Below are 13477 nucleotides of genomic sequence, written 5' to 3' on the forward strand. Positions count from 1 at the left end.
GAGAGTAATATGCACGCAGTTAATTTAGAGCCCATAGAGAATACAAAATCATTGGCCATGATTCGCAGCCGCGCATTGATTGGGGTTGATGCGTTACCGGTAACGGTCGAAGTACACCTTGCCAACGGGCTGCCCTCGTTTTCAACAGTGGGCTTACCAGAAACCGTGGTTAAAGAAAGCAAGGATCGTGTTCGAGGGGCGATCTTAAATTCAGGGTTTGAGTTTCCAGCAAAGCGAATAACCGTTAATTTGGCACCGGCCGACCTGCCAAAAACCGGTGGCCGCTTTGATTTGCCAATAGCCATAGGAATATTAATGGCCTCTGGTCAATTGCCGCATGCATCTCTCGATGGCCTCGAGTTTGTGGGTGAATTGGCACTCAACGGTGCTCTTCGCAAGGTAAGTGGGGTCTTGCCCACGGCGATGGCCTGTGGAAAGGGCGGTAATGAGCTTATCGTACCGAGTGCAAACGCCCCCGAAGCGGGTTTAGTAGAACAGACGTCAATACGTCACGCAAATCACATTCTCGACGTGTGTGCCCACTTGGTGGGGCAGCAGAAGCTGCAACCATGCACCCGCGAAGAAGTGCCTTGCAGCAGTGACCATGGCGTCGCAGACCTTGCGGACGTTAAGGGGCAACATCATGCTAAGCGCGCGCTTGAAATTGCCGCAACCGGTGGCCACAGTGTTTTATTGATAGGCCCTCCCGGTACCGGAAAAAGTATGCTGGCATCACGCTTGCCCGGCATATTGCCTTATTTGACACAGGAAGAAGCGCTGGTTACAGCGTCAGTTCATTCAGTAGCTTTTGGTGAGTTTGATGTTCGGTCCTGGCGGCAAAGACCGTTTAGGTCGCCGCATCATTCATCCTCCTCCGCAGCGTTAGTTGGCGGAGGGTCCAATCCTACACCAGGGGAGATTTCAAAAGCTCATAACGGCGTATTGTTTTTAGATGAGCTGACGGAGTTTTCACGAGCGACTTTAGAGCAGCTAAGAGAACCATTAGAAACAGGTCATATTAACATTGCCAGAGTCAGCAGGTCAGTTTCATACCCAGCGGATTTTATGTTCATGGCCGCCTGCAATCCGTGCAAATGTGGGTTTTTGGGAGACGGTACAGAAAGGTGCCAATGCAGTGCGATCAGCATTGAGAGCTATCGTTCAAAATTATCCGGTCCAATGTTAGATCGAATAGATATGCACGTACACCTTCCCAGGCTCGATCTTAAGACACTGCAAAGCAAAGACTCAAACAGTGAAACCTCTCAAGCTATCAAAGAGCGAGTTGTAGAAGCTAGGAGTACACAAAATAAACGACAGAATAAGTTGAACAGCCAGCTCAGTAGCAAAGAGCTGGAAACTCATTGTGATCTTAACGACGATTTATTGCGATTTCTGGAAGTCGTATGCGAAAAATTGAATATGTCCGCCCGTGCCTATCATAGAATCTTAAAGCTAGCACGTACCATTGCGGATATGTCCGGAGAACCATCGATTACCAAAGAACATCTATCCGAAGCCATTGGATTTCGAAGTCTGGATCGTGGGTGATTTTTAGCTTGCGAAATAAACTATATCTATTAAGTGCCACCCTAAAAAGGCCGTACGGGTACGCTTGTCATATCAATGAACAAGCATGTATCCTCTCAAATGACGCTAAGTAAGGGCGGCTAAGCTTTTTTCCTTTCTAGGGAAGTTAATGTCTCAAAATCAGTTCAATACAAGTAAAAAACAGGGATGGTTTCCTAGTTAATAATATAGAAAAACTGCTATATAACTAAATAGTGATCAATAAACAATGATTTATATAAAAGGAAGAAATGAACAATAAAATAAAACAAGGATTCCTGATAATAATGATATCTGGGACGCCGTCCCGTATATCATACTGTTAGAAATAGGCCATGAAATTACTTACTAGCGTACTTCTTGTATTCGTTTTGTCGGCATGCGGCCCTATGCGGGAAGACGGTGAGTATGAAGTCTACTATATAGACGGTAATATTAATCTTGGGATAAAAATCGATGATTCTGGATCGTATCACGGAAGAGTGGATCACAAAGTTGTAGCTGTAGGTGCCAACGAAAAATATGTGGTCGCAAAGCAGCTGGAGCCAGGAAGCGCAGTTCCTTCGTATTTTTATATTGTAAGAGAAAAGGATAATGTGTACCTAAACCCAGATGAAATTACGCAAGGGCCATTTACCGAAGTACGGTTTAACGAACTTAGCCGGAAGCTTGGGCTGCCCAACTTTAGTAAGGAGTTTTAGAAATTTCTAACAAATGTGTCATAAGGACATTTTTTACTTCGCTTCGTTTTGGGGTGGCTTCGCCACTTTACCCCAAAACTACACTACATAAAAAATGCCTCATACACAGGCGTTTTGTGTAATAAATATGGCTGGAAATTTATATAAATACGAAGAATAACTAAACTCTGAAGATGAGATTCCTTCTGAGTACAAATTATCTCGATCTAAAATTATGTATATCGAGGATAAAAGCCAAGGCTTAGAAGGTGATGCTAGAATTGGGCGCGTATATTTATCTAAATCTGGGAAATCTTATTGCTATCGTGGCTTACGCTTTCAAACATTAAAAGGGTCAGGTTACAAAGCAAACTATTTTGAAACAGAGTCGGGCGACCATTATTGGATTTCTGGACCTCGTAAAGATCAAAACGATCGTTTGTATGGTGGTAATCGTGGTGTAATAATTGACGCTGATGTTAAGGATGAATACTTATCTTACATAAACACATAACAAGTCACTGCATCGGAAAAAAGACTCGCTACCGCTCGCATTTTTCCGCTGAGTGAGGCGTTAACTCTATGAATATCTCTATGAATCACTGCTTAGTAATTGTCGTTGCATTCATCTTATTATTTAGTTCCTCAGCACGGTCCAGTTGTGACTTTGAGTTCGTAATAGACCAATTTAAAGTAGAGAACGCCAAATCAGATGCTAAGAATAGCTTTAAGCCTAACGGTAAAAACAAAGCTTATGGTGTCGCAAATGGAATTGGCCCGGAAAGGCCCGGTATAGATAGTTTAGTAATAGATACAAATATGCTTATTTGCTACATGGATGCTTTTGAATGGGAACTTCTATGGGTTGGTGGTGATGTCTTGGGAACATGCAATGATCGTAAAAGCACTGAGTCGCATGCATTGGCTTACGCCAAAGCATACAATGAAGAACTTATTCGTCTATTAAAAGCTAATAACCAAGATGTTTGCGATAAAAAGAGTTAACAAGGTAAAACACTGCCGCTACGCTCGGACGCGCAGAAAGCGCGCACCCGTTTTAAGGGCGTTAACTGTATCTATGAGCAGGAAACAAGAAATATATACTGAATCGCTAATCTGGGCGTTGCCAACTATTCGTAATAATCAATCAAGTTCGATTTGGCGAAAAGCAATGGATAAATCGTCATTGAGACGGTGACGAACGACTCTCATTCTCGTTTAGATTAATACAATACACCTTTAGTCTGTCACGAATTGATAAGATAGATTCTAAAATTAAGACTCTAAAATAGTAGATGACTATCACTAATAGCAAGTTGCACCTCAAAACGGAAATTCAGCAGCTACGCCTCTTACATAAATCTGTAGCGTCTACCTTGCTTGTTGTGATCGTATTGGCGGTTATCTATGCGTTTGTGCTTTGGGGAGAGGTCGATCAAAAATCTTTGGAAATTTGGTTATTCCTGGCGTTAATATTACCCATTGCTCGACTGGTTATATTTTATTACAACTGGAAATCACTCACTGAAGAAAATGCGGATACATTTAGACAGTTTTTACTTATAGGGAATTTGATATCTGGATTGTTATGGGGGGCGAGCACGGTTTGGTTTTTTCCTGAGCAGTTGGAATATCAGCTTTTTATGTTATTCATGCTAGGAGGCATCGCGTTAGGAGCATCTAACTCTGACGTGAACTATTTACCTGGATATTACGCCTATATATGGAGTTCATTGTCACTGCTCGTTATCGCGCTGATTTGGGTTGGAGAGGAAATTCAAATGGGTATAGGGATAACAACCATTCTTTTCATTATTGCAATCTCGATTTACGGGCGTGCTTCTCATAAGACCACGTATGAGAGCATAAAACTTCGGTTCGAAAATGACGATCTGGTTCAAAAGCTTGAAGAGAAAACGCTGCTAGCTGAAAAAGCAAATACGTCTAAGTCCAAATTTCTTGCCACCGCAAGCCATGACTTGCGCCAACCTCTACACACATCCGTTTTATTACTTGATGCCTTAAGGTTCACTTTAGAAAAAGACTCGCAGAATGATATTTTGGATAAATTAGTTCGTTCTCATGATCACCTGTCTACGCTGTTTGATTCGTTGTTGGACATCTCTAATCTGGATTCCGGTTCAGTCAACGTGAACTTACAGGCAGTCTCAATTCCAGAGCTATATTCTTCTCTAGAGGAGGAATACAGCCTAGCTGCGCAAAAGAAAGGTCTTAATTTTAGTATTGAACCTATTAATGGCTTTATTAAAACAGATCCAATTTTGATAAGTCGCATCATTGGAAACTTATTAAGTAATGCCATTCGCTACACACCAAAGGGCGCCATTACTCTTGGAGCGATAGAAGATCAAAATCAGCTTTTGATAACCGTTACCGATACCGGAATAGGTATTTCAAATGATCATCATCAGCAAATTTTTAATGAATTTGAACAGCTTAACAACAGTCATCGAGATTATCGCCTTGGTCTCGGTTTGGGTCTATCAATCGTTAAACGTTTGTCTGACCTTCTTGATCATGAGATCAAGCTTGATTCTACAAAGGGTTCAGGGTCAACTTTTTCTCTTCGATGTCAAACCGAAAACCCACAACAAGAGACCATGCACGCGGCTGCTGTGCTAACAGATATAGACGTTAAGCGTAGGCTGAATATTTTATTTGTTGATGATGAAAAACCAGTTAGAGAGGCCATCAGTCTGGTATTAAATAACTTTGACATGAATGTTATAACTGCCGAGTCAGCGTCTGAGGCCATTGAACACCTCGCCAATATGAAACCCTCATTGGACGTGATTGTTGCAGATTATCGTTTGAAAAATGGAGAGACTGGTTTTGATGTGATTGAGAAGACCTGTGAATTCATGAATGCCGATATTCCTAGCATCATTGTAACCGGAGAGGCGAATTTTGATCAGATGAAACCGGCACAGAGAAAAAACGTGGTCATTGTTCAAAAGCCAATAAGCTCAGCGGTGCTAATGCCGCTTATCTTAGAGCGAATTAATAAAGAAGGGTAACTTAGTTACAACAAAAGCCGCTATTTAAGCGGAAAAAATTAGTAGCAACACAATCTAAAGCAACCCCGAGTCCTTGGCTTTTTTAATGCACTCCGACCGTGAGCTCACATCAAGAATTTGAAAGATCGCATTAATGTGTGTTTTAACCGTACTGACACCAATGAACAACAGGTCTGCAATCGTTTTGTTATCGTAACCTTTATAGATCAGTTCCATTACCTCTTGTTGCCGACGACTTAATGGCGATTCGGTAACCGCCACGTTCTTTGGCAGCATCTTGAAAATGTTTGTTAGATTACGTGGGTAATAGGGCTCGCCAGAGACAACCACACTAATGGCTTCTCTTATTTTTTCGGCACTTTCTGATTTTGCCACAAACCCTGAAGCCCCGATTTTTTTTGCTTGATGTATTTTGGCAACGTTCATTTCTGAAGACACCATCAGTACTGGGGATTGCGGTTTCTTTTCCAAGCAGATGCGTAACACATCTAAACCGTCCACGTCGGGGAAAGTCAGGTCCAGCAGTATCACATCGTAATGGCCATCATTGCCAAGCAACGCCATTGATTCCTGTATGTTGGTCGATGTATGAATGCGAATGTTTTTATTTTGTTGGGACAGAATGTGGCCTAAACCTTCTGAAAACATTTTGTGGTCATCAATAATTAATACGTTCATGTCGCTTTTGCAATAGGCCTGATAGACAGACGATGAGTCAACTGTGGGTGGGGCGTGCTTCATTGCTGTTTCTTTGAGTCGCGGCCTCTGTGACAGAAAGACTGACCCTTTTCAATAAATTATATTTATCAGTAAGGCGTTTAAAAAGACAGCTTTATAACAAAATTTAGTACTTTGGGTGGACTACACAATCCTTGACTGTGGATAAGATCAGTTATCTTGAGCCCTAATTTCACCCTACCTATGTTGCAGATTATCAGACCAGCGATGGCCGTTCTCATTGTGTTCTTCTCCGGCCCTATTCAAGCTTCGTCCCCCGGTTTGCCGTTCAGCGAAAATTTCGCCAATATTGCGCTGCGAGACACCGCACAAACAAACGCTAACTGGGACACGGACCAAGAACAATTAACCTTGTCGAGATGGCAACGCCGATTCGGGGCACTGCAGTCGGCCACCACCACCAGCCGCGATATTACAGGCGATAGCAATGCCACAGCTGCCATTGCGCTGGGTGATGTCAATGGCGATGGCTATCTTGATGTAGTTGTGGGTAATGCCGACACAAACAACCGGTTGTATTTAAATAATGGCAGCGCCGACCCGTTTAGTGGTGTCATGGGCACGAATATCAGTGAGGATATCAATAACACTACTGCCATTACACTCGGCGATGTGGACGGCGACGGCGATCTCGATGTGATTACAGGTAATTTGGACCAGCCTAATCGGTTGTATTTAAATAACGGCAGTGCTGGCCCGTTTGATGGTGTCACTGGTACGAATATCAGCGCGGATGCTAATATTACTTTTGCCATTGCCCTAGGCGACGTGGATGGCGATGGCGACCTTGATGTCATTTTTGGTGACTTCGGTGAAACGAACCGATTGTATTTAAATAACGGCGGTGCCGACCCGTTTAACGACGTTACCGGCACTCACATCAGCGCGGATAGGAATCGGACGCAAGCCATTGTACTCGGTGACGTGGACGGCGATGGCGACCTCGATATCGTTGAGGGTAATTCCCGCGGTTTTGATGATACTAACCGATTGTATTTGAATAATGGCAGCGCCGACCCGTTTAATGGCGTCACTGGCACCGATATCACGGCAGATGCTAATGAGACTCGTGCGATTGCTCTAGGCGATGTCGATGGTGATGGCGACCTGGATATCATTGCGGGTAATGCCCGCAGCAGCCGTGAAATTAACCGGTTGTATTTAAATAACGGCAGCGCCGCACCGTTTGACGGTGTCACAGGCACCAACATCGGCTCGGCTACTAATTCCACACAATCCATTGCCCTGAGTGATGTGGATGGCGATGGCGATCTCGACGTCATTGCGGGCAATCGAGGACGAAACCGGTTGTATTTAAATAACGGCAGCGTCGGTCCGTTTGATGGTGTCACTGGTACGAATATCAGCGCGAATACTAATGAGACTCTTGCTATAGCCCTAGGCGATGTGGATGGCGATGGCGACTTGGATGTTATTGCCGGTAATTCCGGCGATACTAACCGCTTGTATCTAAATAACGGCAACGCCAACCCGTTTAACGGCGCCACCAGCGTCAACATAAGTACGGATAGCAATCTTACAGAAGCCATTGCGGTAGGCGATGTGGATGGTGATGGCGATCTCGATGTTGTCGCGGGTAATTCGGGCCTAAACCGGTTGTATTTAAATAATGGCAGCGCCGACCCGTTTAACGGCGTTACTGGCTCCAATATCAGCACAGATGACGATTCGACACGATCCATTGCCTTAGGTGATATTGATGGTGATGGCGACCTTGATGTTATCGCGGGAAATATTTTTGGTATTAACCGATTGTATTTAAATAACGGTACTGCCGACTCGTTTAACGGCGTCACTGGCATGGACATTACGACGGAGCGCAATGGCACTCGTGCCATTGTGTTGGGCGATGTGGATGGCGATGGCGACCTTGATGTCATTGAGGGTAACGATCGCAATTTAGTTGGCGCTGCCATTACTAACCGGCTGGTTTTAAATAATGGTACGGCTGATCCGTTTAATGGTGTCATCGGCACGAACATCAGTGCAGATAGAAATAGAACTTTAGCCATTGCGCTGGGCGATGTGGATGGTGATGGCGATCTTGATGTCATCGTGGGTAATGTGCGCGAACCTAACCAGCTGGTTTTAAACAACGGTACGGTTGACCCGTTTAACGGCGTCACTGGCACCAACATCACGGCAGATGTGAATGATACTCTTGCCATCGCACTGGGCGATGTGGATGGTGATGGCGATCTTGATGTTATCGCGGGCAATGAACGCCAACCCAACCGACTGGTTTTAAATAACGGTACTACTGACCCGTTTAACGGCGTCACTGGCAGCAACATCACGGCAGATGCCAATCAGACAGGCGCCATTGCACTGGGCGATATGGATGGTGATGGTGATCTCGATGTGGTTGTGGGTAATGCTGATTTGGCTAACGCCGATGGTGTCGGTGAAACTAATCGCTTATATTTAAATAACGGCAGCGCCGACCCATTTAACGGAGTTACCGCTGCAACTATCAGCGAAGATCGTAACGACACCCGTGCTATTGCCCTAGTTGATGTGGACGGTGATGGCAATCTCGATGTCATTGCTGGCAACCTTCGCAGCCAACCTAACCGACTGGTTTTAAATAGCGGCAGCGCGGATCCGTTTAACCGGCTCGTCAGGCCGACTATCAGCGAGAATCGTAATGACACACGTGCTATTGCCGTGGGCGATGTGGATGGCGATGGAGATCTCGATGTGGTTGCCGGTAATAGAGGTCGAAATCGATTGTATTTGAATAACGGCAGCGTCAACCCGTTTAACAATGTTACGGGCGTTGATATCACGACAGATAGCAATACCACGAGTTCTATTGTCTTAGACGATGTGGATGGCGATGGTGATCTGGATGCTATTGCCGGTAATTCGGATACTATTCAGCGGGAAGCCAATCGACTGTATTTAAATAATGGTACTGCTGACCCGTTTAACGGTGTCGCTGGAACGAACATTGGCGAAGATAGAGATGTGACATTATCCATTGCCGTGGGCGATGTGGATGGCGATGGCGATCTCGATGTGATTACGGGTAATGTCGGCCGTAGCAGGTTGTATTTAAATAATGGCAGCGCTGCCCCGTTTAACGGTGTCGCTGAAGCCATCATAGGAGAAGGCAGTAATACTAGTGCGATTGCCCTGGGCGATGTGGACAACGATGGAGATCTCGATCTTATTGTGGGCGGTTCGAGAGAAGAACCTAACCGGTTGTATTTAAATGATGGCAGCGCTGCCCCGTTTAATGGTGTCGCTGGAGTCAACATCAGCACAGATATCTATGAAACTCTTGCCATTGCGCTAGGAGACGTGGATGGCGATGGCGATCTTGATGTCGTCGCAGGTAGTTTTGGCCTAGGTAATTCTGCCCAAGAGAGCCGGCTGTATTTAAATAACGGTACTGCAGACCCATTTAACGGTGTTGCTGGAACGAACATCAGCCAAGATAGAGGTTCGGTAGTGGCCATTGCTCTGGGCGATATCGATGGCGATGGTGACCTGGATGTGATTGCCGCTAACAATCGAGCAGAAAACCGCTTGTATCTCAATAACGGCAGCTCCGACCCGTTTAACGGCGTCGTTGGAACAGACATCAGCCCAGATAATTCTACAAGGGCCATGGCTTTAGGCGATGTGGATGGCGATGGTAATCTCGATGTGATTGTCGGGAACAATAGAGGGGGTACTGGCGCGCGAAACAGGTTTTTTCGAAGAGACACGCGTTTTGACACCGCACGCAATAGGGCGCGCTCGGTGCGGGTGGATACGCAAACCAGCAACATTAGCAGCGCCACCCTCAGTGACACCCAAACCCAGCCGATTCCGATTAACACCTCGGTTGACTATTACCTAAGCAATAACGGCGGCGCACAATGGTTTAGTATTCAACCCGGCAGCCCCTTTGTTTTCCCCACCACTGGTAACGACTTACGCTGGCGTGCCGAGTTGCAATCATTGTCACCGGCGTTAACGCCCGTTATTGATCAAATAGACATAACCAGTGGCACTGCTGCAAATTTAACGCTCAGCATACTTGCCGCATCGATCAGCGAAGCCGATGGTTTGGCGGCCACCACAGCAACGGTCTCGCGGACCTTAGATACTTCTAACGATTTAGTGGTGACATTAATCAGCAGCGACACGTCAGAAGCAACGGTGCCGACCACCGTCACCATCCCTGCAGGCCAAACGACGTCACACGCGTTTGCGGTTAACGCGATCTACGATGGCTTGGTAGACGGTGATCAAGCGGTGGAAATTCGAGCTGTGGTTGCGGGGTTTATTGATGGCACCGCGAGCATTATGGTGCGCGATGCTGGTGCGCCTGATATCCCTAACGTGACACATGGGCCACCCACCATTTGTGCTGGGAACTCCGCTTTGGTTAACTGGAGGGGTTCTCTTAATGACGCAGCTCAGTGGGCGGTTTACAACGACAGTTGCGGTGGTACGCTCATTGGTTCCACTGTTAGTAACGCAATACTTCTAACCCCCCCTGCTAATCTTGCCTCAATTACGTATTTTGTACGCGGTGAAGGTGGGAGTGTCGTAACACCTGGCATGTGCGGCGCTCATACAGTACCGATTACCCCTCGTGAAGATGCGTCATTTAGCTATCCGGCGACACGTTATCTGACCACCGACGCTGACCCAACACCCAGCATAACAGGCATTGCTGGCGGTGATTTTTCTCAGGAATTTGGGGCTGGTGATTTGTCTCTTAATCCGACCACTGGCACCATCGACTTATCTAACACGCCGCCTGGAACTTACACAATAGTGTATGAATCACCAGGCCTTTGCGATGGAACAGAAACTCAAACAATTACAGTAATTGATAACAGTACTCGCATCTCAGTGAGTGACGCAGTGCCTGTTAATGAGGGTAATACTGGTAGCGTGACATTGAGTTATACAGTGCGCTTATCGCGAGCGAATGCGGGTACGGTGACCGTGGATTATGCAACGGCAAATGGTACCGCAGAGGCTGGGCAAGATTACACGGCCGTAAGCACAACCACACTGACATTCAGTCGCGGTGAATTGTCGAAAACAATCAGTGTTTCGGTAAGCGGAGACGCTATGGTTGAAGATGATGAAACTGTGTTGGTTAATTTATCCAATGCTACTGGCTTCGGTGTCGCCATTGTCGACGGGCGAGGGTTGGGCACCATTAAGAACGACGATTTTGATCGTGATGGCGATGGTGTTCTTGACCCGTTAGATAACTGCCCTGATGACCCAAACCCTAACCAAGCCGACTTTGAAGGCGACGGTGTGGGCGACGCCTGCGATTCAGACACCGACGGCGATGGTTTGCCTGACGACTATGAATTGGCTAATGGCTTGAATCCAAGAAACTCTTTTGATCGTGATGCCGACCCAGATAACGACGGCTTTACCAACATAGAAGAATTCGAATTCGGTTCTGATCCCCAAGTTGCCGACACCGACAACAACGCTAATGGCATACCCGATGCCGTAGAAAACCGAACCCCTGCCATTACTCCCATCCTGCAATTACTTTTGTTAGATGACGATGAATAGACACACTATCGAATCAAAAAGAGAACGAAACAATGAAAGAAATAGAAACTGACATCAAAAAGCGAAAATTACTTGGTTTAGCCACCGCAACGCTGCTGGCCCCAATCTGGAGCAAACCTCTTATTAACGCGGTGATATTACCCGCCCATGCGCAAACATCGGTTGCTATGTGCACGACGGATACCACCGTTGGTGGCCCACTAGCCGGTAACGCCAGTGGCGCCACGACATGTCAAGCCGCGTGTGAATTTGAAGCCGATGCTATCGGCCCTGATGCCGAGGTATGTGAGGTGCGTGAAACCACGAATGCGTCAGGCGGTGTGGACTGCGCTTGTGATATTGACTCCGATTGAGTCTTTCAAGGCTCTTCATGATTTGATAATGGTCTTTTACTATACAACTAATTAGCTGCATGGGTTTTCATGGCACAAATAGGTTTATGAAGATTGGGAGAGATAGGTAACTTCTTCTGAATGAGGCTCAAGATTACGATCAGAGCGGTAATAAGTAGTGTCGATCGATTGCATGGAGTAAAATGGACGAGGTGCCGATCACGGGCATTGTGATACTGAATATGTCCGCCCGTGCCTATCATAGAATCTTAAAGCTAGCACGTACCATTGCGGATATGTCCGAAGAACCGTTGATTACCAAAGAACATCTATCTGAAGCCATTGGATTTCGAAGTCTGGATCGTGGGTGATTTTTAGGTGGCGAATTAAACTATATCTATTAAGTGCCACCCTAAAAAGGCCGTACGGGTACGGTTGTCATATCAATGAACAACCATGTATCCTCTCAAATGACGCTAAGTAAGGGCGGCTAAGCTTTTTTCCTTTCTAGGGAAGTTAATGTCTCAAAATCAGTTCAATACAAGTAAAAAACAGGGATGGTTTCCTAGTTAATAATATAGAAAAACTGCTATATAACTAAATAGTGATCAATAAACAATGATTTATATAGAAGGAAGAAATGAACAATAAAATAAAACAAGGATTCCTGATAATAATGATATCTGGGACGCCGTCCCGTATATCATACTGTTAGCTGTAAGAATGGAGTTACGATGAAACCAATAGATCAGTATGAAAAGCATGGATATGCTGTCCTTAGAGGATTCTTTAGTGATAAAGAGGTATCTATGCTAGATGAGCATGTTGATCGCATTTATCAAAAATGGCAGTCGGAAAACGAAGCCATAATATTTGATAATAAACTGGTCAACATGCATTCGCTGACGAGCCCAGAATACTTTCTAGAAGCTCCTGATCGAAGAAAAGAGTTTTTCGAGTTAATTGCCTCTCCAAAATTAACTGAAACTGTTAAGACTATGTTCGGTCCTGATATCCACTTTCATAATACGCAGCTGTTTTTTAACCCTTCTAATATCGAGCGCCTTCCGTATTGGCATAGAGATATGCAATACAGCCCTATAGAAGATTCAGTGCAAAGTGATGAACAAAGCAAAATGTTAAGCCTTCACATTCGGATTCCATTAATTGAAGAAACGGGCGTTGAAATCGTAACAGGTACGCATAGGCGGTGGGATACTGAGCTGGAGAGAGATGTACGATTTGAATTAGATGGTCACAGGAACAGTGAATCACTTCCTGATTCTGAACTAATTGGCCTTGCGCGCGGGGATGTATTGATATTCAGCGCCCAAATGATACATAGGGGCAACTACGAGCTAAACCCTGAAAGAAAGGCATTTGATCTTTGTGTCGGCAAGTATCATCCTTTGGCGTCAGAATTCTTAGATCCTCAAGTTTTACCAACAGATGAAGAAATTGGCAATATTGCTAATAATCATTGGTATAGGTTGGCGCGAGAAATCACAGCTAACAAGCAAAGGCAGTCGGACGCGTGAACGCGCCGCTGCTTTGA

9 protein-coding genes and 1 pseudogene are annotated in these 13477 nt (G+C 45.4%); 9 read left to right on the top strand and 1 reads right to left on the bottom strand.

What is annotated here, in order from left to right:
* Nucleotides 1–9 precede the first annotated feature (9 nt).
* From ABWW54_RS13995 to ABWW54_RS14015, 5 genes are all read left to right on the top strand, one after another.
* Nucleotides 10–1551: a YifB family Mg chelatase-like AAA ATPase gene (locus tag ABWW54_RS13995; RefSeq protein ID WP_353413009.1), complete on the top strand. Its 1542-nt coding sequence runs from the start codon at nucleotides 10–12 to the stop codon at nucleotides 1549–1551.
* A 353-nt stretch (nucleotides 1552–1904) separates the two neighbouring features.
* Nucleotides 1905–2270 carry a DUF3997 domain-containing protein gene (locus tag ABWW54_RS14000; RefSeq protein ID WP_353413011.1) on the top strand — a complete coding sequence of 122 codons (366 nt, stop codon included), beginning with the start codon at nucleotides 1905–1907 and terminating at the stop codon, nucleotides 2268–2270.
* A gap of 214 nt (nucleotides 2271–2484) precedes the next feature.
* Nucleotides 2485–2763: a 1-deoxy-D-xylulose-5-phosphate synthase gene (locus tag ABWW54_RS14005; protein ID WP_353413013.1), complete on the top strand. Its 279-nt coding sequence runs from the start codon at nucleotides 2485–2487 to the stop codon at nucleotides 2761–2763.
* A 68-nt stretch (nucleotides 2764–2831) separates the two neighbouring features.
* Nucleotides 2832–3254, top strand: coding sequence for a hypothetical protein (locus ABWW54_RS14010; RefSeq protein ID WP_353413015.1), 423 nt, complete (start codon nucleotides 2832–2834; stop codon nucleotides 3252–3254).
* 290 nt (nucleotides 3255–3544) lie between these two features.
* Complete coding sequence (locus ABWW54_RS14015; RefSeq protein ID WP_353413016.1) at nucleotides 3545–5287, top strand: ATP-binding response regulator; 1743 nt, start codon at nucleotides 3545–3547, stop codon at nucleotides 5285–5287.
* Between the two features lie 54 nt (nucleotides 5288–5341).
* Here ABWW54_RS14015 and ABWW54_RS14020 read toward each other — a convergent pair whose 3' ends face one another.
* Entirely contained in the window at nucleotides 5342–6028 is a 687-nt protein-coding gene (locus ABWW54_RS14020) for a response regulator (protein ID WP_353413018.1), read from the bottom strand.
* A 156-nt stretch (nucleotides 6029–6184) separates the two neighbouring features.
* On the opposite strand from ABWW54_RS14020, the gene ABWW54_RS14025 reads away from it, so the two are divergent.
* The 4 genes and pseudogenes from ABWW54_RS14025 to ABWW54_RS14040 all read left to right on the top strand — a co-directional run bounded on the left by ABWW54_RS14025 (nucleotide 6185) and on the right by ABWW54_RS14040 (nucleotide 13460).
* Nucleotides 6185–11590, top strand: a complete 5406-nt coding sequence (locus tag ABWW54_RS14025) for an FG-GAP-like repeat-containing protein (protein ID WP_353413020.1) — start codon at nucleotides 6185–6187, stop codon at nucleotides 11588–11590.
* Between the two features lie 32 nt (nucleotides 11591–11622).
* Nucleotides 11623–11943: a hypothetical protein gene (locus tag ABWW54_RS14030; protein ID WP_353413022.1), complete on the top strand. Its 321-nt coding sequence runs from the start codon at nucleotides 11623–11625 to the stop codon at nucleotides 11941–11943.
* A 215-nt stretch (nucleotides 11944–12158) separates the two neighbouring features.
* Nucleotides 12159–12293 (top strand): annotated as a pseudogene (locus ABWW54_RS14035) (magnesium chelatase subunit ChlI family protein); the annotation flags it as partial.
* A 363-nt stretch (nucleotides 12294–12656) separates the two neighbouring features.
* Nucleotides 12657–13460 (top strand): phytanoyl-CoA dioxygenase family protein, encoded by an 804-nt coding sequence (locus ABWW54_RS14040; protein ID WP_353413024.1) that lies wholly within the window; start codon nucleotides 12657–12659, stop codon nucleotides 13458–13460.
* Nucleotides 13461–13477 lie beyond the last annotated feature (17 nt).

Origin of the sequence: Arenicella sp. 4NH20-0111 (assembly GCF_040366405.1) — a bacterium.
Taxonomy (GTDB): Bacteria; Pseudomonadota; Gammaproteobacteria; order Arenicellales; family Arenicellaceae; genus Arenicella.